The sequence below is a fragment of the Streptomyces sp. NPDC020917 genome (assembly GCF_044333795.1).
GTDB lineage: Bacteria > Actinomycetota > Actinomycetes > Streptomycetales > Streptomycetaceae > Actinacidiphila.
The window spans coordinates 112866-136729 of record NZ_JBIRRR010000004.1; the positions used below are offsets into that span (position 1 = coordinate 112866).

The window sequence follows — 23864 nt, forward strand, 5'->3', positions numbered from 1 at the left end:
GCTGCGGGGTCGAAGCCCAGCGCTGCAACCGGACATGCGAACGAAGGATCAGCATCCTAGCGCCGCGGGGGCCCGCTCCCGCAGAGCGGCCTCGTCCGCGGGGCGACTCCGTGGTCCATGGAATGCGCCGGGCCCTCCACGCTGCGGACGGCCCGCTCCCGGCTCTCAGCCCGCGACCGCGGCCCGCGCGAACTCCACGAAGTGCGCCCACTCCGCGGGCGTGAAGGCCAGTTGGGGGCCTTCCTTGTCCTTGGAGTCCCGCACGTGGACGGTGCTCGGGCAGGTTGCGACCTCGACGCAGTTGTCTCCGGAGCTGCCGCTGTAGCTGGACTTGTGCCAGTCCAGAGCGACCTCTATGCAGTTGTCGCCGGAGCCGCTGCTGTAACTGCTCTTGAACCAGGACAGGGCGGACGTGCTCATAGCGCTCCTCGCATTCGCTCCAGCAGGCTCGTGGAGTCCTCCGAAGTGAGAGCCTGTGCGCGCAGTTTTACATACCGTTGCTGGAGCACGCTGACCACTTTCGGGTCGCTGATGAACTGTCCCGTCTCCTGCCCTTCGTTGTATGCGAACCACCGGTTCTCGGGGGTCTCCTGGAGAACGATCGGGCCATCCAGGCCAGGATGAACGTCGACGGAGGTCGGCAACACCTGTACTTCCACGTTCCGTTGGGCGCCGACCTCAAGGACGTGGTCGATCAGCTCCCGGGTGACCGCCGATCCACCAGTCGTCCGTGTGAACAGGTGCTCGTCGAGTACGAAGCCAAAGGCCGTGTGCGGGCGTTCCTTCAAAAGCCTCTGCCTGTCCAACCGGGCAGCTAGCTGCGCGTCGATGTCGGCGTCGCTCAGCGGCGGGAGTCGCTGGTCGAACAATCTGCGCGCGTACGCCTCGGTCTGGAGCAGGCCAGGGATGAGCCGGCACTCGTACGTGTACAGCGTGATCGCATGGCTTTCGAGGCGCGCCCACCTACGGAACCAGCTCGCCAGGCCCGGCTGGCGGGCGATATGGCGTGCCGCACTCCGTAAGGCCCCGGTGTTGCCCGTGGCCTGCTCGGAGCGTTCGACGAAGTCGACGTCGGGGATGCGGCGGCCCTGCTCGACGGAGGCCACCGTGTGCTTCGAGAAGCGGACGACGGCCGCGAACTCCTCGCGCGAGTACCCCGCGTGCTCGCGGAGGGCTTGCAGGAACGCCCCGAACGTCCGCAGACTGTCGGACGATTCGGGTTCGCCGCCGATGCCCGACGCCGACCCCTCCGTGTTCTCCGCTGACCCGGCCACTCCGGCCACCTCCCGCGTGTGCGCCCCGCCGATCACTGGCAATCGGGGTCATGCTCACAGACGGTGACTCGTACCGTCCACCGTTGGTGCGCGTACGCTCGCGGAGCGTACGCGGAGGGACCCTGGTCCGGGGTATCGCCGCAGGCCACAGTGGGCCGCATGACAGCGCCATCGACTCGTCAACTACCCCGTTTCGAACGGGAGTTCACGCAGTGTTTCAGTTCCACCCGGCTCGGGGCCAGGCTCGCCCGGCATCTCGCGCTCTACCAGTTGCACCGCTGGGGACATCCGCCGGAGTCCGCGCTGGCGGAGGCGGCCGGGCTGGTCGTCGCCGAGCTGGCGGCCAACGCGGTGACGCACGGGCGGGTGCCGGGGCGTGACTTCGAGCTGCGGCTGGCGCTGACCGCCGAGGTGCTGCGGATCGACGTCACGGACACCCGGACCGAGCGGCGCCCACCGGAGCCGGGGCAGGGCGCGGCGCCCGGGCCGCTGGCCGAGTCCGGGCGCGGGCTGATGCTGGTGGAGGCGCTGGCCGAGCGCTGGTCGGTGCTGGACCGGCCGCAGGTCGGCAAGACCGTGCGGGCCGAGCTGGCGGTGCCGCGGACGGGTGCGTGAGCGGTCAGCGCTTGGGCTCGAACAGCTCGACGGGGTTGCCGGCCGGGTCCTCGACCAGGATCTGCCGGCCGCCCACGCCGTCCACGATCGCGTTGCGGAAGCGGGCGCCGCCCGCGCGCAGCCGCTCCACCTCGGCGTCGAGGTCGTCGACCTGGAGCGAGATCCGGTTCCAGCCGCCTGGCTCGGGCACCCGCCCGTCCGGCATGGCCTGCCCGCCGCCGGGGCCGCCCGGCGCGGACAGCGCGAGCCGCAGCGCGCCCCGGGCGAGCATCGCGAACCCGGGCGCGGGGTGCATCACGGTGCCGAAGCCCAGGTGGGAGGTGTAGAAGGCCAGCGCGGCATCGACGTCGTCGACGATGTACCGCACGAGCACGGTGTCGGCGGCCATGGCGGCTCCTCTCCTCCCCGCGATCGTCCCACGCGCGGCGGCGGGTCGCTCAGCGGCGGCTCGGGGCCGCTCAGGAGCGGCCGGGGAGCATCGCGAGGGCCTGCGCCCGCTGGGCGACCAGCTCGTCGTACGTGCCGTCGCGCTCGGCCCACCGGTGCATGAGCACGCCCTTGACGAGGATCTCGTGCGGCGTGGGCTCGGCCCGGAGCAGGTCCATCACTTCGGTGGCGTAGTCGTCCAGCGCGAGCGCGCGCGGGTTGGCCTGCGCCTGCTCGGGGGTGGTGGCGACGGCCGGCGGGACGAGTTCGACGACGTCGACGCCGGTGCCGTCGAGCTGCGCGCGCAGCGCCTCGGAGTAGGCGTGCACGCCCGCCTTGGTGGCGGCGTAGGTCGGCATGGGCGGGAACGGCAGGAACGCGATGCCCGAGGTCACCGTCACGAGGGTGCCGCGGCCCTGCCCGATCAGGTGCGGGGTGAAGGCGTCGATGACGCGGATCGTGCCGAGCAGGTTGGTCTCCACCGTCTGCCGCGCGGCGGCGAAGTGCGCCGGGTCGCGGAGGTCCTCGGGGATCATGACGCCGGACATCGTGACGACGGTGTCCAGACCGGGGTGGTCGCGCAGGACGGCGTCGCGGGCCCGCTCGACGCTCTCCTGGTCGGTGACGTCGACGGGAACGGTGGCGAAGCCCTCGGCGGCGGCCCCGGCGAGCAGGTCGGCGCGCCGGCCGCCGACGACGACGGTGCTGCCGGCCGCGGCGAAGCGGCGGGCCAGTTCGAGGCCGATGCCCGAGGTGGCGCCGGCGATGAAGACGGTGCGGTCGGTGATGTCCATGGGGTGCTCCTGGGGGTTGCTGTTCTCCCGCGGCCGGCGGGCGGTCCGCCCGGATGCGGCGGCCGCGTTCAGTGTTCGTCGGTTCCCCCGCCGCGGGCAGTGCCCCCGTCTTCCAGGGTCCTGCTCTTCCAGGGTCCCGCCAGGGCCCCCCTTGACGGCGAGGCTCTGAACTAGGCTGATGAGCATGAGCGAGGACCGCGGCGGTGTGCACGAGGACCGCGGCCTGACGAGCGAGGACCGCGGCAATCCGCTCGGTAGCTATCTGCGGGCCCGCCGGGCGCTGGTCACTCCGGAGCAGGTCGGGCTCCCTCCGGGCGGCAACCGCCGGGTTCCCGGGCTGCGGCGCGAAGAGGTCGCCCTGCTCGCGGGTATCAGCGGCGACTACTACCTGCGGTTGGAGCGCGGCCGCGACAAGAACCCCTCACGCCAGGTCCTCGAATCCCTCGCCCGCGTCCTGCGCCTCGACGAGCTGGAGCAGGAGTACCTGCTGGGCCTGGCCGCGACCGGGCCCAAGCGGCGGCGGCGCCGGAAGCCCGAGCGTGTGCCCGCACGGCTGCACCAACTGCTGGCGAGCGTGCAAGTCCCCGCGTTCGTGGAAGGCCGCGCGTTCGACGTGCTGGCCTCCAACCGGCTCGCCGTCGCGCTCTCGCCCCGGCTCCAGCCCGGCCACAACCGCCTGCGCTCGCTGCTCCTCGACCCCGAGGAGCAGGCGTTCCAGAAGGACTGGACGCGTTCCGCGGAAGGCTTCGTCGCCGCGTTCCGCAAATCCGTGGGCGACGACCTCGACGACCCGCGCTTCGTTGAGCTGGTGGGCGAACTCGCCCTGGCCAGCGAGCGGTTCCGTATGCTCTGGGCCCGGCACGACGTCCGCGACCTCGACGGCGGCACCGCCACCGTCAACCATCCCGTCGTCGGCGAGCTGCACCTGCACCGGGACAAGCTTCCGGTGGAGGGCGTGCTGCTCGTCCTCTACTACGCGGACCAGGGCAGCGAGAGCGACGAGAAGCTGCGGCTGCTGGCGTCCATGGCGGCCGACGCCCCGGCCCCGGACCGGGCGCACCACGCCTGATCGCCCGGTCGGCGGCGGGTCAGGCCGGCACGTCGGGCCGGGACCAGCTGCCCTCGTCGTCCAGAGCGCGGTTCGCGGCCTGGGTGAAGCCCTGGAACGCGGTGTGGAAGCCGCTCTCGATCGACGCGTGGTCGGACACCTGGAGGGGCGTGCGGGAGATGCCGGCGATGCGCAGCGGCATCTTCAGCCAGATGTTGACGCGCTCGGTGACGGCCTCCGCCTCCCTGATCACGTAGTCGGGGCCCTCGATCGCGATCACGGAGCGGGCCCGCAGCAGCCGGCCGTGGGCGGCGGCCGCCGCCTCGCTCTGGATGAGGTCGAGCACCGCGCGGGTGTCGCCGGCCTCCGAGGTCTCGTGGGCCCCGGTGACCAGTTCCATCACGCCGTAGAACGCCTCGGCGAACCCCGCGTACGCGGCCCGGCGCGCGTCGCGCCGGACCCGCACGTGGTCGGCGCGGCCCTGCTGGTCGAACTGCGTGTGCTCCTGCCGCAGCCGGGCCAGCTCCCCGCGCACCCCCGCCCGCACCGCGACCAGGCTGGCGGCGGCCGTCGCCGCCGCGCCGGCGAGCGAACCGATCAGTGCGGAGACGGCATCGTCCATGCCCGCAGTCTCGGCCATGGGCCCCGCCCGCGTCAGCGGCTTCCCGCCATTGCCCGGGCGGCGGCGAAGCGGGCGGGGCGCACCGCGCGTCCGAGGTCAGGGAGTGAAGTCCACGCGTTCCAGCCGCTGGTAGCCGGTGCCCGGCAGGAAGTAGCTGATGTACTGCGTGAGTCCGTTGTTCTGGGCGAGTTCGGGGTGCGCGTAGCTCGCGTAGTCCACGCCCGAGGCGGGCGCCTGCCCGTCGAACATGCGCTGCGCGGCGGACCAGGGTCCCCACGGGTTCGGCGCGGTCTCGTAGTACGCGGTGTCGGACAACGGCGCCATGTAGGTGTCGAGCCAGGCGTTCAGCCCCGGCACCCACTGGACGGTGCCGCCGGCCGCACCGGAGTCGAGCACGCTCACGGCGGCACTCTCGTCGGCGCTCCACACGGGCTGCCCACCGCTGTCACCGGCGTAGAACCGCCACTGGGCGCGGTCCTGGACGGATGCCAGCGGCACGCGGCCGAGCCGGCAGCGGAAGTTCACGCAGTGGCCGTAGCCGTACAGCATGTCGCCCGACACGAAGGCCGAGTTGTTGCCGTACGCCTGCCCGGGTCCCCACATCAGGGTGAGGTCGTCGCCGTCGACGCTGTGCACGGGCGCCGGCATGTTCACCGCGTCCAGGCGCGTGACGGTGTGGCTGTCCATGTCGAGCGCCGCGATGCCGTCGCCCTGCTCCTGGCCGGCGAAGCCGTTGTAGCAGGGCGCGCCCTCGTCGGACTGGCCGCGGCACAGCTTGCCGTAGAAGGTCAGCAGCCGGTGCCGCTGGGGATCGGCGACGATCGCGCCCGGCCAGTACGCGAACACCGATCCGCAGTACGGGTCGGTGGCGATGGTGCAACTGCCGTTGTGGTCGGCCTGGAACGCGAACTCGTTGAGCGTCATGGGGATCAGCGAGCCCGGCACGCCGCTGTCGCTGCTGGTGAACGGCGACGCCGAGGTGAGCGTGAGGCCGTCCGAGGCGTCGGTGTCGTCGGTCATGGCCCCGCTGTTGGTGAGCAGACTGTTGTCGGTGAGCGCGGTGTCGTTGAAGATCCACACGGAGTGGCCCTGGTACCCCGTGCTCTGGCCGTTGTCCCGGCCGGAGACGAACGCGCCGTTGTAGAGGATGTGGGGATTCTGCGCGATGACGCCCAGATCCTGGGCGGCGGACACGCCTGCCGCGAAGGCGGCGGGTGCTGTGTCCGGTGCGGCGGAGGCGGCGGGACCGCCCACCACCATGCTGACGACGGCCGCCGCCACGCCCGCGAATACGGCGCTGCGCCGCCATAAAATCAGGTTCATGACAACTTCCCCTCTCGCCGGGGGCGGCACACGCAGGCGTGCCGCACCCGGCCGTGATCGGTGTTGCGGTCAGCCGCGCGTCACATCGAAGTCGACGCGCACGAGCTGCTGGGAGCCGTCCTCGGGTCGGTAGTACGTGAAGTACTGGGTCAGGCCGCCCCGGCGGGAGTACTCCGGGTGCGCGAACATGGCGTAGTCCCACAGCGTGTTGGTGGGCAGGCCGGTGAACATGGGCTTCGCCGCCGTCCACGGGCCCCACGGCTCGGGCGCCGTCTGGTAGTGGGCAACGTTGTCGAACAGGCCCATGTACGTGTCGAGGTAACCGTGCAGCGCGGGCACGTACTGGACCGTGGAGCCGGCCGGGCCGTTGCCCGCGCCCACGGTCACCGCCGCGTCCGGGTCCGCCGACCACACCTGGCCGCCGTCCGCGCCTGGCCCCGCGTAGTAGCGCCAGGCCAGCCGGTCCTGGATCTGCCCGGCCGGAACCCGGGCCAGCGCACAGGAGTTGGCGGCGGTGTCACACCGGCCGTACGCGTAGATCATGCCGTCGTGCAGCACCATCGAGCCCGCCCCGAAGTCCTTGCCCGGCGCGAACATCAGCGCCGGGTCGTTGCCCTCGGGGCCGACCCCGGTGACCGCGGGATCGGGGTGCACCACGTCGATCCGGCTCACCTTGTGCGTGCGCATGTCCAGTTGGGCGAAACCGGTGCCCAGCGGCGTGCCGACGAAGCCGGAGGCGCACGGCGTGCCGTCCGGGGCGCCGCGGCACAGCTTGCCGTAGGAGAAGATGATCCGGTGCCGGGCGGGGTCGGCCACCACCGGCCCCGGCCAGAGGCCGAATACCGTCCCGCAGTATTCGTCCCCGGTGGCGCAGGGCTGGGCGTGGGCCTTCTGGAAGGCGGTCTCCGCCGCGGTCAGCGGCATCAACTCGCCCGGAGCCGCAGAGGAGTCCAGGGTGAACGGGTTGTCGGAGGTCAGGTCGATGCCGTCACTCGCGTCGAGGTCGGTCGTGGTGGCACCGCTGTTGGACAGGAAGCCGTCCGGGTCGCGCAGGATGGTGTCGTCGAAGATCCACACCGAACGCCCGCCGTAGCCGGCGCTCTGCCCGTTGTCGCGGCCCACGACATGGGCGTTCTGCCGCAGCGCGGGCAGCGCCTGGGACGCGGTCACCCCCAGCGTGCGCGCCGCGGAGCCGGAACCGGCACCCTGGGCGGCGCCCCGGCTGTCCGCCAGGCCCGGTGCCGCCGAAGTCGCGATCAGTGCGGCGGTCGCACCGGCCACCGCGAGGATGGAGCGGAGTCGCATCTGTCTCTCCTTGTCGTCACGAACGTCGTCACGAACCACTCGCCAGCGCGTTGATCTGCTGGATCGTCCTGGCCACTCCGGCCGCGGTGTCCGTCTTGCCGGCCACGGCCGGGTTCCACACGGCGGTCACCACGTTCTGGGCCTTGGTGGACCAGGTCTCCATGAACCCGGTCTGCACCTTCTTGGGGGCGTTCAGCTCGGACTTCACCGAGGCGGCCATGATCCGCGGACCGTCGCCCTGGCCGACCAGCCCGTCGAAGTAGCCCGTGGAGCCCGGCAGATAGGCGACTGGCGCCACCGGCACCTTCCGCATCGTCACGTTGAAGACCGTGGTGTCCAGGTAGGACATGGCCTTCCACACCTGGTCGGGGTTGCCCAGGGTGGAGGGGGAGCAGACGCCGTTGGTCTCGGTGGGCTGCACGTCCTCCTTCACCTGCGGCATCGGCACGAAGCCCCAATCGAAGGACGGCTTGCTGGTGACCATCGTCTGCGCCAGCCACTGGCCGCCGAACATCATCGGGATGGAGCCGTTGGCGAAGGCGGAGGACGAGTTGAGCGTGTTGGCCTCGGGCGAGCTGATCTGGCCGGCCTTGACCGCCGCGGCGTAGCGCTGCGCGGCCTCCACCACCTTCGGGTCGGCGGTGACGTGCGTGACCCCGGTGGCGGTCGGCGCCAGCGGCTGCCCGCCGGCCGAGACCGCGTACTGGGCCAGCCCGAACGGGCTCTGCAGCAGCGCCCACTGGGCGACCATGCCCTCCTTGGCGCCGTTGCGCCCGGTCAGCCGGGCCGCGTCCGAGAACATCTCGTCGTACGTCCAGCCGACCGCCGGCACCTTCAGGCCCGCCGCGTCGAAGAGCTTTTTGTTGTAGAAGACGCCGTAGGTGTTGGCCAGTGTCGGTATGCCGTACAGCTTCCCCTTGGCGTACCAGGAGTCCAGCGAGCCGGGCGAGAACTTGCCCATGTCCAGGCCCTGGTTCTTCTTCGCGTACGCGCTCCAGTCGTACAGCAGGCCCTGGGCGGCCAGCGTCTGCTCCTCGACGTTGCTGCACCAGAAGAAGTCGGGCACCTTCTTCGACATGATCAGCGACGCGAGCTTCTGCGCGTAGTCGGCGTTCGGCGCCTCCTGGCGCTTCATCGTGATGCCCGACGTCTTGGTGAACGCGGTGAACGCCGCGTCCATCGCGGTGTTGGTCTGCGTGGTCTCCCACGACATCCAGGTGACCGTGCTCGCGGCGTGCGAACCGCTGCTCGAACTGCATCCTGTGGTGGCGAAGAGGGCTGCGGCAGCCACCGCAACGCCGATCGCGTGGATTCTCAACGGAAACCTCCGGTGCGTGCTACTTGGAATTCATTCCGATCGCGCCGATGCCCTGCATGAAATACCGCTGCGCGAAGAAGAAGAGGAGCAGCGGAGGCAGCATGTACAGCAGGTTGGTGGCCATGAAGAGGTTGTACTGAGAGGTCGTTCCGCCGGCGGTGTCACTGACGAAGCCGGCCATTCCCAGCGACAGCGTGAAGCGGTCGGGACTCTGCAGGTACACCAGCGGGTTGAGGTAGTCGTTCCAGGCCAGTTGGAAGGAGAGCACCGCCATGGTGATCCACACCGGGCGGGTCAGCGGCACCATGATCGACCAGAAGATGCGCAGGTGGCCGGCGCCGTCCAGCCGTGCGGCCTCGTCCAGCGAGAAGGGGATGGACATGAAGTACTGGCGGGCCAGGAACACGAACACCGGGGAGCCGAGGAAGGACGGAACGACCAGCGGGACCCAGGTGTCGATCAGGCCGAGGTCGATCCACAGCCGCTGCAGCGGGATCAGACCGACGATCGGCGGCAGGAAGATGCTCGCGGTGAACGCGTAGAACCAGAACTTGCGGCCGCGGAACCGGATACGGGACAGGCCGTAGCCGACCAGCATCGAACTGGCCACCGAACCGATCGTCGACAGCACGGTGACGATGACGGTGTTCAGCAGGAGCCGGTAGAAATGGACGCTCCGCGGACCGTCGACGAAATTCGACCAGCGGAACTGGTGCGGCAGGAACTGCGGCGGCAGCCGGTTGACGTCCGCGCTGTTCTTCAGCGCGATGGTGAGCATCCACACCAGCGGCAGCAGCATCGAGACGCTCAGCACCACGCACAGCAGGTACCAGCAGGCCCGCGACGCGCGCAGCGGGACCCGCATCGCCAGGCCCCCGGGCGGGGCTTGTGCCGTCATCGGTCGCCCTCCCCGGAGTAGACCCAGATCGAGGAGAACCGCAGGGTGGCCGCGGTGACCGCCATGACGATCACGAACAGCACCCACACCTCCGCGGTGGCGTAACCGAGTTGGGGTGAGGACAGGTAGTTGCCGAACCCGTCCATGTAGATCTTGTACATGAGCACGTCCGTGGTGGTCCCCGGCTTGCCCTGGGTCAGCACGGCGATCTGGTTGAAGGTCTGGAAGGTCAGGTTGATCTGCAGCACCAGCTGCAGCAGCAGGATCGGGGTGATCATCGGCAGCGTGATCCGGAAGAACGTCCGTACCGGTCCCGCGCCGTCGACCTGCGCCGCCTCGTACAGCTCGGCCGGCACCGCCTGCAGCCCGGCCAGGAAGATCATCATGGTGCCGCCGATGCCCCACAGGCCCACCAGCACCACCGCGGGCATCGCCATCTGAGTGCTGCCCAGCCACATGCTGGTCGGCAGGTGCAGCGCCTTGAGCGTCTCGTTGGCCAGGCCGTACTGCGGGTCGTAGATGTACTTCCACAGCGCCAGCACCGCGATGGACGGCAGCACCACCGGCAGGTAGAAGATCGTCCGGAAGATCCGCACCCCGCGCAGCGGGCGGTTGACCAGCACCGCGAGCGCCAGGCCCACCACCAGGGAGGCGGGCACGCTCATCAGCACGAACAGCCCGGTGGCACGCAGCGACGGCCAGAACGTCGGATCGTGCCGCAGGACGTAGTCGAAGTTCTTCCAGCCGGTCCACTTGGCCGGCGTCAGGCCGTTCCAGTCGGTGAAGGCGTGGTACCCGGAGGTGACCAGCGGATAGACCGCCAGCAGGCCCAGACCCAGGATCGCCGGGAGGATGAACAGATGGCCGGCGATGAACTCCTTCAGCGCGCGGTGCGAGGGCCGGCGGCGCAGCCCGGAGCGTGCGCCTCCCTCCACCCCGGCGGCGTCGGGTGCTCCCGGAGTGCCGGAAGCCGGGACCGTCCCGGTCGTCATCGGCCCTCACCCCCGGGCGGTCCGGCGACGTGGCCGGCCGAACGCACCAGCCGGGCCGCGCCGATGCGCGCGTCGGCCATCCCGTAGAAGCAGAGCAGCCCGGTCTCGTGCGGCAGCAGGACGGTGGGGAAGACAACGTTATCGACGGTGCCGGTCCGCTCGTGCTCCGACTCGGGCTCCAGGAGCGGCTCCTTGGTCCTGGCCACCACGTATCCCGGGTCGTCCGCATGCAGCAGGGCCGCGCCCGCCCGGTAGGACTGCCCGCCGCCGGGCGCCGGGCTGACGCCGTGGTAGATCAGCAGCCAGCCGCCCTGCACGCGGATCGGCGGCGGACCCGCGCCGATCTTCGTCCTCTCCCACGGCTGCTCCGGCCGCATGACCTCCCGGTGGCCCGAGAGCACGGTGAGCAGGCTCAGGTCGCTGCGCGCCGCCTCCAGGTCGACGTACGACAGCCAGATCGACAGGCCGTCGCCGTCGTGCCCGGCCGGGCGGTAGCGGCCGAAGTCCGCGCCGTCGATCGCCTCGCCCCACATCGGCCGGTGCAGCACGGCCAGGGCCGGCCGCCCTGACGGGCCGGTGATCGGTTCCGGCAGCACCACCACGTCCTTGTTGCAGACCAGGTTCAACTCCGCGTCGTCCTCGTCGTCGTAGACGAAGACCAGCGGGCCCAGCCGGCGCCACCGCGTCAGGTCCGAGGAGATCGCCAGCGCCGTGCGTGGGCCCAGCGGGCCGTACGCCACGTAGGTCATCAGCCAGCAGTCCAGGGCGTCCACCCGGGTCACCCGGGCGTCCTCCACGCCGGCGTGGTCGGCGGCCCGCTCCCAGCTGCGGTCGGGTTCCAGCACCAGACCCGCGCGGCCCACACCGGTCGGCACTCCGCCGGCGAACGTCACGTCCGCGCGGGCGATCCGCGAGACGTTGCCCTCGGCCACGATCCGCGGGAACAGCACGATGCCGCCGTCCGGGGTCACCGCGCCACCGGGATTCAGGGTGCCCTCGGCCTCGGCCGGATCGTCCGGATCCGGGCTCATCACCACGCCCAGCCGCTCGAAGCGGTACGGGAAGCCGCTCATATCGCCGCCTCGGGCTTGGCGAGCGAGTTGGCGAACTCCAGGTGCAGGTCCCGCAGGTAACCCATGCCGTTCTCATGGCCGTTGAACGGCCATACCTGGATGCGCTTCGGCCCGGCATAGGCGTTGTGCGCGGCGAAGACGCTGGACGGCGGGCAGACGACGTCCATCAGCCCCACCGAGAAGAAGGCCGGCGCGGTCGCGCGGCCCGCGAAGTGCACCCCGTCGTGGTACGAGACGGTCCGCCCGGCGCGCTCCACCTTGTCCCGCTGCACGCGCAGGTAGTCCCGCAATTCGGAGTACGGCGGCTCGTCGGTGACGGTGGCGCAGCGCATGATGTCGCACAGGAACGGCGCGTCGCTGATCAGCCCGATGACATCGGGCCGCAGCCCGGCCACCGCCAGGGAGATGCCGCCGCCCTGGCTGCCGCCCGCCACGATCACCCGCTCCGGGTCCACCCCGTCGAACTGCCGCACCGCGTCCACGGCGCGCACGGAATCGGTGAACACCCGGCGGTAGTAGTAGTCGTGCGGGTCCTCGATGCCCCGGGTCACCAGGCCGGCGGACTGCGGTGCGCCGGTGACCCCCAGGTCCGGGGTGTCGGCGCCGACCTGCCCGCGGCAGTCGACGGTCAGATGGGCGTATCCGGCCGCGCTCCACATCAGCGACTCGTTCGGCCGCCCGCGCCCTCCGGTGTAGCCCTGGAACTCGACGACCGCCGGCAGCGGGCGGACGCCGTTGCGCGGCACCATCAGCCAGGCCGAGATGCGCTGTCCCGCGAACCCGGCGAAGGACACGTCGTAGACGTCGACGGTGGACAGCCGCGCGGCAACCGGCGTGAACCGGGCGTCGATCGGATGGGCGTCGGCCTCGGCGAGGGTCGAGGACCAGAACGAGTCGAAGTCGTCGGGGGCCACGGCGGGGGAGCGGAACGCGTACAACTCCGTAAGGGGCAGGTCGAACTGCATGGAGTCTCCCTCTCTGGGACGGATCCGGATGACGGGCGGCAGAGGAGTTCCGTGAATCCCGTGTGTCATCGATGTGTCCCGGGTGTTGTGTAGGCTCGCATACGATCAAGCCAATGTCAACGTTGACATTTTTGTCCGGCGGAAGCCGCGCGCAGCCTCAGGAACGGCTCGTCAACCGCAGGCGGACGGTGGCGATTTCAAAGGGACGCAAGGTCATCCGGGCCCTGAGGCCATCGAACTCGACTGTCCCACGATCCCGTTCGAGCAGGTCCACCAGCCAGGCGTGCCGGACCTGTTCGGTGGCCGAAAGCCACACTTCGGCCCGGTCGCCCAGCGGCTCGTACAGCCGCACCACCAGGTCCCCCGAGCCGTCGTCCGCCAGCTTCACCGCCTCGACCACCGCAGGCCCGTCCAGCTCCACCAGGGGCGGCACGTCGGCGCCGCCGGCCACCGTGCGCTCCGGCAGGTTGATCCGGTAGCCCTCGCGCACCGCGCCCGCGGTGTCCGCGCCGCACACCAGCGCGTAGCGGACGACATGGCGGCCCTGGTCGGCGTGCGGATCGGGGAAGCGCTGCGCGCGCAGCAGCGACAGGGCCAACACCGTCGTGGTGCCGCCGTCGGGCCGCACCTGGCGCGTCGCGTCGTAGCCGTACGTCGAGTCGTTGACCAGCGCCACGCCGTAGCCGGGCTCGCCGACGTGCAGGAAGCGGTGCGCGTACACCTCGAACTTGGCTGCCTCCCATGAGGTGTTGCGGTGCAGCGGCCGGCGCACATGCCCGAACTGGACCTCCGCGGCGACGGTGTCCGCCCGCACGTCGAGCGGGAACACCGCTTTCACCAGCCGCTGTTCGGCCCGCCAGTCCGCGTGCGTCTCGAACTCCAGCCGGGCCGCGTCACGGGCAAGCCGCAGCCGCTGCTCGAACCGGCAGCCGTCGTGAACGCGGACCACCGTCACCACCGGGGTTCCGCCGGCGTCCGCCGCCAGGTCCACGTGCTCGGCCTCGCGCAGGTCCAGCGCGGCGCCACGGTAGTGCTCGTCGAGGTCCCACGCGTCCGCGCCCACCGGATGGTCCGCGTGCAGCCGCAGCAGGCCAGCGTCCTCGCCCGGCGGCAGCACCTCGCGCCCGGCCGCCAGATCGCGCACCGAGACCACCGCGCCGCGCTCGTCGATCCCCACCCGCAGCAGGCCGTTGTCCAGCACGATCCCGCCCTCCGCGGTGCGCCGCGCCTTCGGCGGCGGGAGCACCTCCGGGACGGCGGCACCGAGCGCGGGGACACCGCCGCGGGCGTGCGGCGCGGAGTTGAACACCAGGCGCCGCGTCCCGCTGCCGGCCAGCGCGGTGATCGCGGACCGCACCAGCTCCTCGGCCCGTTCCTCCAGTTCCGCGTAGCGCTGCACGGCCTCCCGGTAGACCCAGGCGATGGACGAGCCGGGCAGGATGTCGTGGAACTGGTGCAGCAGCACGTCCTTCCACAGCGCGTCCAGCTCGGCGTGGGGATATGCGGCGAGTCCGCGCACCGCCGCGGTCGCGGACCACAACTCGGCCTCGCGCAGCAGGTGTTCGCAGCGCCGGTTGGCGCGCTTGACCGCGGCCTGGGTGGAGAAGGTGCCGCGGTGCACCTCCAGGTACAGCTCGCCCGCCCACACCGGAGTCCCGGTCCGAGCCGGTTCCTGCGCCCGGTCCCCGGCCTCGGCCTCGGCCTGCGCCTCGTCAAAGAACCCGGACGGTTCGCCGATGCGTACCCGGGGCAGGCCCTCCAGGTTCCGCAGCCTGGCCGCGTGCTCCAGCATCTCCCGGGTCGGCCCGCCGCCGCCGTCGCCCCAGCCGAACGGCACCAGCGACCGGCTGACCCGGCCGTCGTCCGCGCACCGGTCCTGCGCCCCCGCGAGATCCCGCGCCGACAGGTCGCTGTTGTACGTGTCGACCGGCGGGAAGTGCGCCAGCACCCGGCTGCCGTCGATCCCCTCCCACCAGAAGGTGCTGAACGGGAAGCGGTTGGTCTGGTTCCACGACAACTTCTGGGTGAGGAACCGGGTGGCCCCGGCCAGCCGGAAGATCTGCGGCAGTGCCGCCGAGTAGCCGAACGAGTCCGGCAACCACACCTCGTCCGACTCGTAGCCGTACTCGTCGAGGAAGAACCTCTTGCCGTAGACGAGTTGGCGGACCATCGCCTCGCCGCCCGGCATGTTCGCGTCCGACTCCACCCACATGCCGCCCACCGGATGGACGGCGCCCGCGGCCACCGCCTCGCGCAGCCGCTCGAAGAGCGCCGGGTGGTGCTCCTTCAGCCACGCGTGCTGCTGCGCCTGGGAGAACGCGAAGACCAGCTCGGGATGGGAGGAACGCAGCGCCGTGACGTTGGCGACGGTCCTGGCCACCTTGCGCACCGTCTCGCGGATCGGCCACAGCCACGCCGAGTCGATGTGCGCATGCCCGACCGCGGTGACCTGGTGCGCCGAGGCCGCCGCCGGGCTGTCCAGCACCCCGGCGAGCAACTCCCGTGCCGTGGAGGCCGACCAGGACCCGGTCAGCTCCGCGCGGTCCAGGTAGTCCATCGCCTCGACCACCGCCCGCACCACCGCGGACCGCCGCGGCTGCCCGGCGGGCAGCACCTCCAGCAGCCCGTCGAGCACCTCCAGATCCGCGACCAGGGCCCGGACGCCGGTGTCCACCTCGGCGATCTCGGCGCCGCCGAAGCGGTACAGCGGCTCCCGCCCGGCGGTCCGCACGTCGCCGAGATCCGTCGGCGCCCACGGGTACGGCTGATGGATGGTCGGATTCGCCGCCGCCTCCACCAGGAACTCCACCCGGGTGTCCGCCGCGGGCAGCGGCCGGGCGGCCGGGCCCACGCCCCCGGGCAGGGCCGCGTCCAGCGGGACGTGGCGGTTGAGCGGATGGATGCCCTTCAGGGGCGTGCCGTCCGGCGTGTACGCCAGACCCTCGGCGGTGAAGCCGGGGCCGACGCCGGTGAACCCCAGGTCCACCACGGCCTCCGCCAGCCGCCCGGCCCACCCGGCGGGCAGCACCGCGGTGCAGCGCAGCCACGTGGTGCCCCACGGCGGCCCCCACGGCTCACCGGCCGCGAACGGCCGGTAGCCGGCGGCCAGCGCGGCCGCGGGCGCGACCGGCTCGCCCGGCACGTGCCAGGCCGTCACCGTCAGCGGCACCCGTGCGCCGTGGCGCGCCGACCGCAGCCGTCGCTCCAGCATCCGGCGCAGCCGTCCCTGGACCAGGTCCTCACGCATCGACGCCGCCTCCCGCGAACCTCAGGGTCACGATCTGGAACGGGCGCAGTTCGATCAGGACCGGGCCCGCCGCGGGGAACGTCCGGCCGCCCGGCAGCGGCGCCTCCAGCAGATCGGTCTCCACGGCCGCGGCCGCGGCGCGCACCGACACCCGCGCGCGGGCCCTCGTCCCGTGCGCCTCGTACATCCGGACCACCAGATCGCCCGACCGGTCGTCGGCGAGCTTCACCGCCTCGACCACGACGGCCGGGTTGTCCACCGCGACCTCGGGGACCACCGGGCCCGCGCCGCGCACGGTCCGCAGCGGCAGGTTCCTGCGGTAGCCCGCCGTCACCGCCGCACCGATGCCGGCACCGCACACCAGGCCGTACCCGAAGCGGTGGGCGCCCTGGTCGGTGTCCGGGTCGGGGTAGCGCGGCGCGCGCAGCACCGACAGCCGCACCGTCGAGTACGTGCCACCGCCGGCACGCGGGGTGCGGGCGATGTCGTGGCCGTACGTGGAGTCGTTCACCACGGCCACGCCGTACCCGGCCTCGCCCACGTGCACGAACCGGTGGGCGCACACCTCGAACTTCGCCGCGTCCCATGTGGTGTTGGCGTGCGTGGGCCGGGACAGGTGGCCGTACTGGACCTCCGCCGTCGCGGACGCGGTGTGCACGTCCACGGGAAGCGCGACCTTCAGGAACCGCTCGCGCTCGTGCCAGTCGACGTCCAGGCCGAAGTCGACGGTACGGCTGCCGGGCGTCAGCGTGATCGTCTGCACGACACGGGACGCGGGCTCCGACAGCTCTCCGGACGGGGAGCCGAAGGACCGTCGCACCCGCACGACCGCGCCCTCGACCTCCAGCGCGTCCACGGCCGTCAGATCCTCGACCCGGTGGCGGTAGAACTCGTCGACGTTCCAGGCGTCGAAGGCGTTCGGCCGGTCCGGGTGCAGCTGGAGCAGATTCAGCACGGTGCCCGCGGGCACCACCTCGCGCCCGGCCCCCAGGTCGTACACGGAGGTGACGAGGCCGCGCCCGTCGACGGTCACCCGCAGCAGCCCGTTGTCCAGCACGACCTCGTCGCCGCGCCGGTCCACCGCGACCTGCGGGCCCTCCTCGACGGACACCGCCGCGCCCAGCGCGGGCACCCCGGACCAGGCGTGCGGCGCCGCGTTGAACGCCAGCTCCGCTTCGCCGCTGCCGGCCAGCGCCTGCTGCGAACGGTCGCGCAGCGCCTCCAGTTCGGCGATCACCTCCCGGTAGGCCGCCCGGGCCTCACGGTGCACCCAGGCGATCGACGAGCCGGGCAGGATGTCGTGGAACTGGTGCAGCAGCACGGTCCGCCACAGCCGGTCCAACTCCTCGTAGGGGTACGGCGCCAGGTTCCGGCGGGCGGCCGTCGCCGCCCACAGCTCCACCTCGCGCAGCAGGTGCTCGCTGCGCCGGTTGCCCTGCTTCATCAGCGCCTGCGAGGTGTACGTGCCGCGGTGCGACTCCAGGTACAACTCGCCGACCCACACCGGCGCTTCGGGGTACTCGCGGTGCGCGGCCTCGAAGAACTCCGCAGGGGTCTGCAGCTGCACGCGCGGCGATCCGGCCAGGTCCGCCTGGCGGCGGGCGCGTTCCAGCATGTCCGCGGTCGGCCCGCCCCCGCCGTCGCCGTGCCCGAACGCCACCAGCGAGCGGCCGGCCGCCCCCGCCTCGGTGAACCGCTCGGCGGCGAAGGCCAGTTCGGACGGGATCAGCTCGGCGTTGTAGTTCTCCACCGGCGGGTAGTGCGCGAAGATCCGGGTCCCGTCGATCCCCTCCCACCAGAAGGTGTTGTGCGGGAAGCGGTTCGTCTCGTTGTAGGCCATCTTCTGCGTCAGGAACCAGTCCATCCCCGCGAGCGAGGCGATCTGCGGCAGCGCCGCGGTGTACCCGAACGAGTCCGGCAGCCACACCTCCCGGCAGGTCACCCCGAACTCCTCGCGGAAGAACCGCTGCCCCTGCACGAACTGCCGGGCCAGCGCCTCCCCGCCCGGCATGTTGGTGTCCGACTCCACCCACATACCGCCCACCGGCACGAAGGTGCCGGCCTTCACCGCGTCGCGTATCCGCGCGAACAGCTCGGGGTAGGTGTCGCGCACCCAGGCGTACTGCTGGGCCTGCGAGCAGGCGAACCGCAGCTCGGGGTAACGCTCGGCCAGAGCCGTCACGTTGGAGAACGTGCGGGCCGCCTTGCGGACCGTCTCGCGGATCGGCCACAGCCACGCGGAGTCGATGTGGGCGTGGCCGACCGCGGAGACGCGGTGCGCGGCGTGGTCGGCCGGCGCGGCGAGCAGCGGCGCCAGCGCGGCGCGGGCGCGGGCCGCACCGGCGGTGACCTCCCCGGTGTCCAGGTCGTCCAGCATCCGGTCGAGCCCCACGGTGATCTCGCGGGCTCGCGGCGAACCGGCCGGAAGCGCCCGCGCCAGCCCGAGCAGCACCTCGACGTCCAGCGCCAGCGCGCGCACCTCGGGGGAGACCAGCGCGAGTTCGAGCGTGGTCAGCGTGTACAGCGGCTCGCGCGGGGCGGTGTGCACCTCGCCGAGGCCGGTCGGCTCGAACGCGTGCTCGATGACCGGCGGGTTGGCGGCCGCCTCCAGGTAGTAGTCCACGGATGCGCCTCCGACAGCGTTGTCAGAGACGAGGAGTTCGGTGTTGTCCGGCTCGATGCCCTTCACCGGCACGCCGTCCGGCCGGTAGACCAGCCCCTCCGCCTGGAAACCTGGGCCGCCGGAGAATCCGAGGTCGGCGCGGAGCACCACCTGGCCGCCGGACCATGCGGCCGGAACCCGGCCGGTCGCATGGAACCAGCTCGTGCCCCATGGCAGACCCCATCGGTCGCCGACCGCTGCCGGCCGGAACTCCCCGGCGATCGCCTCCTTCGCGGGAACCGGCTCACCGTCGAGATGGTGGACGGTGACGTCCAGCGGCACGCTGGCGAGCAGGGCGGCCGGCCGGATCCGCTCGCGCAGCGCCCGCTCGACCCTGTCCAGGGTGCGCCTGCTGGTGTCGTGCACGCTCGTACTCCCCTTCGCTCCACGACAGTCGAGGTGCCGGGGACGTGCCGGCCACGTGGTGGCGCAGGCCGCCCGGCATGACGAACGTGTCACGCCGCTCTGGTGATGTCAACGTTGACATTTGACGGACGGACGGCGGAACCTGTGGTGGGTGCACCGGGGACCGCGGTCCGCCGGAGCGGTCCGCGGCGGGCCCGGTTCCACGGAAGGGGAAGCGGTGTCCGGCATGGGCGCGGGCCTGGCGGCCCGAGGACGCGCGCCCCCTCGGCCTACCGGCCGGCGGCGGTTACTGACCGCCGCCGCGGCGCCGGCGGGGCTGGACCGGGGCGAACGTCGGCTGGTCGTGGACGATCAGCTTGGCGCGCACGGTCGTCTGCATCGGCGGCTGGTCGCGGTCCGCGAGCCGGCGGAACAGCAACTCGGCGCCGGCGCTCCCGACACGGAACGGGTCGCTGTCGACGACCGATATCCCCAACTGCGGTGCCAGGTCGAAGTGGTCGAAACCGACGACCTCGGGGTTGTGCAGTGCGTACTTCGGCGACTGCAGGATGCCGACGGTCATCCGGTTGTTGTCGGCGAACAGCGCGGTCGGCGGGTCGTCCAGGCTCAGCAGTTCGGTGGCGGCGCGCGCCGCGCCGTCCTCGGTGGTCAGGCCGCGACGCACCAGGTCGCTGTCGACGGTGATGCCCGCCTGCCGCAGCGCCTGGCAGTAGCCCAGCCACCGCTTGGGGGCGCCGTAGCCCTGCGGAGGGTGGCCCACGTAGCCGATCCGGCGGTGGCCCCGGCCGATGAGGTGGGTGACGGCGTTGCGGGTGCTGGCCGTGTTGGTGGTGATGACGGCGTCCGCGGCGAGACCGAGGGGCGCCGAGTCGATGAAGACGATGGCCGAGCCGAACTGCGCTTCCTGGGCGAGGTAGCCGAAGTCCGTGCCGGCCGGGGAGATGATCAGGCCGGCGACGCGCTGCGCCAGTATCGCCTGGATCGACTCCCGCTCCACCGCGCTGTCGCCCTGGGCGTCCGCGCTGATCACCAGGTAACCGTGGCGGGCGGCGACCTGGTGGATACCGCGCAGCATCGGCGGGAAGAACGGGTTGGCGAGGTCGCCGAGCACCACGCCCAGCGTCTTCATGGTCTGTCCGGTGCTGCGCAGGCCCGCGGCGATGTCGTTGCGCCGGAAGCCGAGGCGCTCGGCCTCGGCCAGGACGCGCTCGCGCGTGGACTGCCGGACGTTCGGTGCTCCGGACAGGGCTCGGGACACGGTCTTGATCGTGACGCCGGTCGCGTCCGCGATGTCCTGCATCCGTGGCCGTGACAAGGGCCGTGCCCCGGTCCCGTCCTGCTGGCCGTCCCCGCTGCTCAAGCCCGTGGTCCTCTCTCTGTGGCACCGGCTCCAGCATATTGCGACACGGCGTGCCGCATCGGGAGCCCCGCGTCCTGCGGGGGAGGCGCCGTCGCCGGTCAGGGCGTGGCGGCGGAACGGGCAAGCAGGGGACGCCCGATGAGGGAGTCGAGGATGCCGCGGGCGGCGACCAGGTCGTCGATCGTCGCGTTGATCCGGCGGCGCTCCCGCGCCAGGCCGTCGATGAGCTCCGGGCACTTCCCGGACAGGACGACGGTGTCGTCGACGGCGCAGGGAAGGATCTCCGCGACGGCCGACGTGCCGAGCCCCGCGGAGAGCAGCACCTGGATGCGCCGCACGGTGGCCACGGTGCGGTCGTCGTAGTCGCGGTACCCGTTCGGCAGGCGCGCCGGGACGAGCAGGCCCTGCTCCTCGTAGTAGCGAAGGGAGCGCCGGCTCGCGCCGGTCCGCCGCGACAGTTCACCGATCCTCATGAGGAGCAAGTGCAGCAGCGCTTGACCTTCACGTCAATGTGAAGGTCTAGCGTTCCGGGCATGATCACCAGCCCTGGAGAGAGCAGCACCCGACGCCCGCCCGTGACCGTCCTCGGCCTCGGCCCGATGGGCCGCGCCCTGGCCTCCGCCTTCCTCGCCGCCGGCCACCCGGTGACCGTCTGGAACCGCACCCCCGGCAAGGAAGGAGACCTGCCCGGCAAAGGCGCGGTGGCCGCCGCGTCGGTCGAGGACGCGGTCCACGCCGGACACGTGATCGTCGCCTGCCTGATCGACTACGACGCACTGCGGGCCACCCTCGGCCCGGCGCGGGCGAGTTGGGAGGACCGGCGGCTGGTCAACCTCACCAGCGGCGAACCGGCACAGGCCCGCGAGACGGCGCAGTGGGCCTCGGCGCGCCGGATCGCCTACCTGGACGGCGCCGTCCTGACCCCGGCCCCGGCGATCGGCACCCCGTCCGCCGCGGTCCTCCTCAGCGGCGCCCACGACGTCCACCGCGACGTCCAGGGGACGATGGCCGCGCTGGGCGGCACCTCGGTGCACCTCGGCGACGATCCGGGCCGGGCCGCGGCCTACGAGATGGCGCTCCTGGACGTCTTCGCCACCTCCGTCAACGGCATCGTGCACGCCTTCGCCCTCGCGTCCGCCGAGGGCATCGCACCGGAACGCTTCGCCGCCTTCGCGACCGGCATCGGCGGGCTCCTCCCGGAGATGATCACGCGGTTCGCCGAGCAGATCCAGGCCGGCCGCTTCCCCGGGGAGCGCTCCACGATCGCCTCCGCGGCATCCGGGATCAGGCACGTCGTCAACACCGCGACCAGCCACGGGATCGACGTGGGGATGCTCACCGCCGCGCGGCGCACCCTCGACCGCGCGGTCGCGGACGGCCACGGGCCCGAGGGGCTGGCCCGCCTGACGACCGTCCTCCACCCGGCGGGCCGGCCCTGAGACCTCACGCGGCGTGCGGCGTGCGGCGTCAGGGCGGCGGCGCGGCACACCCACCCATGGCTGAACTCCCGCTCCGCGGGCGCCGCGTGCCGCACAGTGGGGGCATGAACGCAAGTGACGGGGGCCCGCTGGTCCGCGGCCGGCCGGTCACCCGGCTTCCGGCCCAGGACCTGGAGCGGGCACGCCGGTTCTACGCCGAACACCTCGGCCTGGAACCGGTGGACGAGCGGCCCGGCGGGTTGCTCTACCAGTGCGGGGGCGGCCACTTCGTGGTCTTCCGGTCCGGCGGCGCCGCCACCGGTGCCTTCACCCAGATGTGCTGGCAGGTGGCGGACGTCGACACCGTCGTCGCCGAACTCAGGCGCCGCGGCGTGGTGTTCGAGGAGTACGAGCTGCCCGGGCTGCTCGGCGGCGGTCAGCCGGAGGACGGCATCACGGAGGTCGAGGGCAACTACGCCGTCACGGGCGCCCGGGGCTCGCGCGGCGCCTGGTTCCGCGACAGCGAGGGCAACCTGCTCGCGGTCGAGGCGCCGGTGATGTAGCTCGTGCGGGCGGTCTCCCCGCCGGGCGCGCCGCGTGCCAGTCTCGGCGCTATGGACTGCATCTTCTGCGCGTTGATCCACGACGGCACCGCGCGCTGGGTGGACCGCGGTCCGGCGGTCTGCGCGTTCGCCCCGCTGGACCCGCTCGCCCCCGGGCACACCCTGGTCGTCCCGACCTCCCACTACGCCGACCTCTTCGACACCCCGCCCCACGTCCTGGCCGACACGATGGCGCTGGCCCAGCGGGTCGCGCGGGCCGCACGCGTCGCGCTCGGCGCCTCCGGGGTGAACCTGCTCAGCGCCGGCGGGCCGGGGTCCGAGCAGTCCGTCCCCCACCTCCACCTGCACGTCGTGCCCCGCTGGCCCGACGACGGCCTCACCACCTGGCCGCCCGGCCGGTCGGCCCACGACGCCCCGGACGACGCCCCCGAGCGCCTCGCGCAGGCACTGCGCCGGTCGTGACGGGTGCTGGGAGCTGGGCGCTGGCGCCTGGTCGCGGGACGCAAGGGTGCGGGGTCGCGAGGGTGCCGGGGCGCGGGTGCGTAGGGTGGCGGGATGAGCGGGACAGCCGGGACGGCGCGCATACCCGAGGCGTTCGCGCGGAGCACCGTCGAGCGCGAGGGGGAGCGCGGGGCGGAGTGGCTGGCCGCGCTGCCCGGCATCGTCGCGGACCTGCTCCAGCGCTGGTCGTGCGAGCCGGACGGCGAAGTCGCGCACGGCGGCGTCGGTGTCGTCGTCCCCGTGCGGCGGGACGGCGGCGAGTCGCCCGAAACGGCCGTGATCAAGGTGTCGTTCCCGCACCCCGGCAACGTCCACGAGCCCGACGCGTTCGCGGCGTGGGGCGGGCGCGGCGCCGTCCTGCTCCTGGAGCGGGACGACGCGCGGTACGCCATGCTGCTCGAACGCGTCCACGCCGTCACGCTGGCGGAGGTCGAGGACGGCGACGAGGCGGTCCGGGTCGCCGGGCTGCTCAGCCGGCGGCTGGCCGTGCCCGCGCCGCGCGAACTGCCCAGGCTGCGTGACCGGGCCGGCGCCTGGGAGGAGCAACTCCTCAAGGAACAGGTGGAGTTCCCTGACCTCCTGCCGCGGCGCACGGTGGCCGCCGCGGTGGCGACCGTGCGCGAACTGGGCGCCGCCCAGCCCGACATCCTCATCCACGGCGACCTCCACGCCCGCAACATCCTGCGCGCCGACCGCGAACCGTGGCTCGCCGTCGACCCCAAGGGCTACGCGGGAGACCCCGCGTACGACGGCGGCACCCTGCTGAAGTCCCGCGCGATGGCCCTCCTCGACGCCGACGACCTGGGCGGAGCCGCCCACCGCGTCGTCGACGTCTTCGCCGAAGCGGCCGGCCTCGACCGCGAACGCGTCCAGCGCTGGGCCCAGTACCACGCGGTCGACGCGGCCTTCTGGGGCCGCCGCCACGGCTACCGGATCGCCCGCAGCGGCCACCTCCTCGACTCCCTCACGGCCTTCGCCGCCCACCTGTCCACCCTCCTCACCCAGCCGCGCCCCACCCCGCCCTGAGGCTCGCCCTTCCGGGGCGGGGGCGGTGTGCTTTGCCGGCTGCGCCGTGCGTTGGTGGTTGGTCGCGC

General features: G+C 72.3%; 22 protein-coding genes. 6 read left to right on the forward strand and 16 right to left on the reverse strand.

Going from position 1 to position 23864, the window contains the following annotated elements:
- Positions 1–165: 165 nt before the first annotated feature.
- The gene (locus tag ACH4TG_RS10425; protein WP_398241776.1) at positions 166–420 is read right to left on the reverse strand and encodes a DUF397 domain-containing protein; all 255 of its coding nucleotides are present in this window, start codon (positions 418–420) and stop codon (positions 166–168) included.
- A complete protein-coding gene (locus tag ACH4TG_RS10430; protein WP_398241777.1) occupies positions 417–1274 on the reverse strand; it encodes a helix-turn-helix domain-containing protein in 858 nt (285 codons plus the stop codon). The genes ACH4TG_RS10425 and ACH4TG_RS10430 overlap by 4 nt, the downstream gene beginning before the upstream one ends.
- 159 nt (positions 1275–1433) lie before the next feature.
- Here ACH4TG_RS10430 and ACH4TG_RS10435 point away from each other — a divergent pair, with 159 nt between their 5' ends.
- Positions 1434–1889, forward strand: a complete 456-nt coding sequence (locus tag ACH4TG_RS10435; protein ID WP_398241778.1) for an ATP-binding protein — start codon at positions 1434–1436, stop codon at positions 1887–1889.
- Between the two features lie 4 nt (positions 1890–1893).
- Here ACH4TG_RS10435 and ACH4TG_RS10440 read toward each other — a convergent pair whose 3' ends face one another.
- Both ACH4TG_RS10440 and ACH4TG_RS10445 read right to left on the reverse strand, forming a co-directional pair.
- The gene (locus ACH4TG_RS10440; RefSeq protein WP_398241779.1) at positions 1894–2277 is read right to left on the reverse strand and encodes a VOC family protein; all 384 of its coding nucleotides are present in this window, start codon (positions 2275–2277) and stop codon (positions 1894–1896) included.
- Positions 2278–2347: 70 nt separating this feature from the next.
- Positions 2348–3109, reverse strand: a complete 762-nt coding sequence (locus ACH4TG_RS10445) for an SDR family oxidoreductase (RefSeq protein ID WP_398241780.1) — start codon at positions 3107–3109, stop codon at positions 2348–2350.
- Positions 3110–3293: 184 nt separating this feature from the next.
- Between ACH4TG_RS10445 and ACH4TG_RS10450 the strand changes: the two genes are divergently transcribed.
- The gene (locus ACH4TG_RS10450) at positions 3294–4178 is read left to right on the forward strand and encodes a helix-turn-helix domain-containing protein (RefSeq protein ID WP_398241781.1); all 885 of its coding nucleotides are present in this window, start codon (positions 3294–3296) and stop codon (positions 4176–4178) included.
- A gap of 19 nt (positions 4179–4197) precedes the next feature.
- Here ACH4TG_RS10450 and ACH4TG_RS10455 read toward each other — a convergent pair whose 3' ends face one another.
- The 12 genes from ACH4TG_RS10455 to ACH4TG_RS10510 all read right to left on the reverse strand — a co-directional run bounded on the left by ACH4TG_RS10455 (position 4198) and on the right by ACH4TG_RS10510 (position 20761).
- Positions 4198–4779 carry a hypothetical protein gene (locus ACH4TG_RS10455; protein ID WP_398241782.1) on the reverse strand — a complete coding sequence of 194 codons (582 nt, stop codon included), beginning with the start codon at positions 4777–4779 and terminating at the stop codon, positions 4198–4200.
- A gap of 96 nt (positions 4780–4875) precedes the next feature.
- The gene (locus ACH4TG_RS10460; protein WP_398241783.1) at positions 4876–6102 is read right to left on the reverse strand and encodes a DUF4185 domain-containing protein; all 1227 of its coding nucleotides are present in this window, start codon (positions 6100–6102) and stop codon (positions 4876–4878) included.
- Between the two features lie 69 nt (positions 6103–6171).
- Positions 6172–7407 carry a DUF4185 domain-containing protein gene (locus ACH4TG_RS10465; RefSeq protein WP_398241784.1) on the reverse strand — a complete coding sequence of 412 codons (1236 nt, stop codon included), beginning with the start codon at positions 7405–7407 and terminating at the stop codon, positions 6172–6174.
- A 28-nt stretch (positions 7408–7435) separates the two neighbouring features.
- Positions 7436–8698 (reverse strand): ABC transporter substrate-binding protein, encoded by a 1263-nt coding sequence (locus tag ACH4TG_RS10470; RefSeq protein WP_398241785.1) that lies wholly within the window; start codon positions 8696–8698, stop codon positions 7436–7438.
- Between the two features lie 46 nt (positions 8699–8744).
- Positions 8745–9623 (reverse strand): carbohydrate ABC transporter permease, encoded by an 879-nt coding sequence (locus tag ACH4TG_RS10475; protein WP_398241786.1) that lies wholly within the window; start codon positions 9621–9623, stop codon positions 8745–8747.
- A complete protein-coding gene (locus ACH4TG_RS10480; protein WP_398241787.1) occupies positions 9620–10615 on the reverse strand; it encodes a carbohydrate ABC transporter permease in 996 nt (331 codons plus the stop codon). The genes ACH4TG_RS10475 and ACH4TG_RS10480 overlap by 4 nt, the downstream gene beginning before the upstream one ends.
- The gene (locus ACH4TG_RS10485; RefSeq protein ID WP_398241788.1) at positions 10612–11688 is read right to left on the reverse strand and encodes a glycosidase; all 1077 of its coding nucleotides are present in this window, start codon (positions 11686–11688) and stop codon (positions 10612–10614) included. The genes ACH4TG_RS10480 and ACH4TG_RS10485 overlap by 4 nt, the downstream gene beginning before the upstream one ends.
- Entirely contained in the window at positions 11685–12653 is a 969-nt protein-coding gene (locus ACH4TG_RS10490) for an acetylxylan esterase (RefSeq protein ID WP_398241789.1), read from the reverse strand. The genes ACH4TG_RS10485 and ACH4TG_RS10490 overlap by 4 nt, the downstream gene beginning before the upstream one ends.
- Before the next feature lie 157 nt (positions 12654–12810).
- Complete coding sequence (locus ACH4TG_RS10495; RefSeq protein WP_398241790.1) at positions 12811–15900, reverse strand: alpha-mannosidase; 3090 nt, start codon at positions 15898–15900, stop codon at positions 12811–12813.
- Positions 15893–18928: an alpha-mannosidase gene (locus ACH4TG_RS10500; RefSeq protein WP_398241791.1), complete on the reverse strand. Its 3036-nt coding sequence runs from the start codon at positions 18926–18928 to the stop codon at positions 15893–15895. Before ACH4TG_RS10500 ends, ACH4TG_RS10495 begins: the two co-directional genes overlap by 8 nt.
- A 286-nt stretch (positions 18929–19214) precedes the next feature.
- Positions 19215–20288, reverse strand: coding sequence for a LacI family DNA-binding transcriptional regulator (locus ACH4TG_RS10505; protein WP_398241792.1), 1074 nt, complete (start codon positions 20286–20288; stop codon positions 19215–19217).
- A 98-nt stretch (positions 20289–20386) separates the two neighbouring features.
- Complete coding sequence (locus ACH4TG_RS10510) at positions 20387–20761, reverse strand: MerR family transcriptional regulator (protein ID WP_398241793.1); 375 nt, start codon at positions 20759–20761, stop codon at positions 20387–20389.
- Between the two features lie 60 nt (positions 20762–20821).
- Between ACH4TG_RS10510 and ACH4TG_RS10515 the strand changes: the two genes are divergently transcribed.
- The 4 genes from ACH4TG_RS10515 (at position 20822) to ACH4TG_RS10530 (ending at position 23796) form a co-directional block, all read left to right on the forward strand.
- The gene (locus tag ACH4TG_RS10515) at positions 20822–21727 is read left to right on the forward strand and encodes an NAD(P)-dependent oxidoreductase (protein WP_398241794.1); all 906 of its coding nucleotides are present in this window, start codon (positions 20822–20824) and stop codon (positions 21725–21727) included.
- Between the two features lie 104 nt (positions 21728–21831).
- Positions 21832–22269, forward strand: a complete 438-nt coding sequence (locus tag ACH4TG_RS10520; protein ID WP_398241795.1) for a VOC family protein — start codon at positions 21832–21834, stop codon at positions 22267–22269.
- Between the two features lie 51 nt (positions 22270–22320).
- On the forward strand, positions 22321–22731 hold the full coding sequence (locus ACH4TG_RS10525) for an HIT family protein (protein WP_398241796.1): 411 nt from the start codon (positions 22321–22323) through the stop codon (positions 22729–22731).
- Positions 22732–22824: 93 nt separating this feature from the next.
- On the forward strand, positions 22825–23796 hold the full coding sequence (locus tag ACH4TG_RS10530) for an aminoglycoside phosphotransferase family protein (RefSeq protein ID WP_398241797.1): 972 nt from the start codon (positions 22825–22827) through the stop codon (positions 23794–23796).
- Positions 23797–23864 lie beyond the last annotated feature (68 nt).

Coding starts and splice junctions, on each gene's coding strand:
- ACH4TG_RS10515 (WP_398241794.1), top strand. CDS start 20,822: ATGATCACCAGCCCTGGAGAGAGCAGCACCCGACGCCCGCCCGTGACC.
- ACH4TG_RS10435 (WP_398241778.1), top strand. CDS start 1,434: ATGACAGCGCCATCGACTCGTCAACTACCCCGTTTCGAACGGGAGTTC.
- ACH4TG_RS10445 (WP_398241780.1), bottom strand. CDS start 3,109: ATGGACATCACCGACCGCACCGTCTTCATCGCCGGCGCCACCTCGGGC.
- ACH4TG_RS10450 (WP_398241781.1), top strand. CDS start 3,294: ATGAGCGAGGACCGCGGCGGTGTGCACGAGGACCGCGGCCTGACGAGC.
- ACH4TG_RS10525 (WP_398241796.1), top strand. CDS start 22,321: ATGGACTGCATCTTCTGCGCGTTGATCCACGACGGCACCGCGCGCTGG.
- ACH4TG_RS10480 (WP_398241787.1), bottom strand. CDS start 10,615: ATGACGACCGGGACGGTCCCGGCTTCCGGCACTCCGGGAGCACCCGAC.
- ACH4TG_RS10530 (WP_398241797.1), top strand. CDS start 22,825: ATGAGCGGGACAGCCGGGACGGCGCGCATACCCGAGGCGTTCGCGCGG.
- ACH4TG_RS10495 (WP_398241790.1), bottom strand. CDS start 15,900: ATGCGTGAGGACCTGGTCCAGGGACGGCTGCGCCGGATGCTGGAGCGA.
- ACH4TG_RS10520 (WP_398241795.1), top strand. CDS start 21,832: ATGAACGCAAGTGACGGGGGCCCGCTGGTCCGCGGCCGGCCGGTCACC.
- ACH4TG_RS10465 (WP_398241784.1), bottom strand. CDS start 7,407: ATGCGACTCCGCTCCATCCTCGCGGTGGCCGGTGCGACCGCCGCACTG.
- ACH4TG_RS10460 (WP_398241783.1), bottom strand. CDS start 6,102: ATGAACCTGATTTTATGGCGGCGCAGCGCCGTATTCGCGGGCGTGGCG.
- ACH4TG_RS10440 (WP_398241779.1), bottom strand. CDS start 2,277: ATGGCCGCCGACACCGTGCTCGTGCGGTACATCGTCGACGACGTCGAT.
- ACH4TG_RS10510 (WP_398241793.1), bottom strand. CDS start 20,761: ATGAGGATCGGTGAACTGTCGCGGCGGACCGGCGCGAGCCGGCGCTCC.
- ACH4TG_RS10425 (WP_398241776.1), bottom strand. CDS start 420: ATGAGCACGTCCGCCCTGTCCTGGTTCAAGAGCAGTTACAGCAGCGGC.
- ACH4TG_RS10490 (WP_398241789.1), bottom strand. CDS start 12,653: ATGCAGTTCGACCTGCCCCTTACGGAGTTGTACGCGTTCCGCTCCCCC.
- ACH4TG_RS10475 (WP_398241786.1), bottom strand. CDS start 9,623: ATGACGGCACAAGCCCCGCCCGGGGGCCTGGCGATGCGGGTCCCGCTG.
- ACH4TG_RS10455 (WP_398241782.1), bottom strand. CDS start 4,779: ATGGACGATGCCGTCTCCGCACTGATCGGTTCGCTCGCCGGCGCGGCG.
- ACH4TG_RS10485 (WP_398241788.1), bottom strand. CDS start 11,688: ATGAGCGGCTTCCCGTACCGCTTCGAGCGGCTGGGCGTGGTGATGAGC.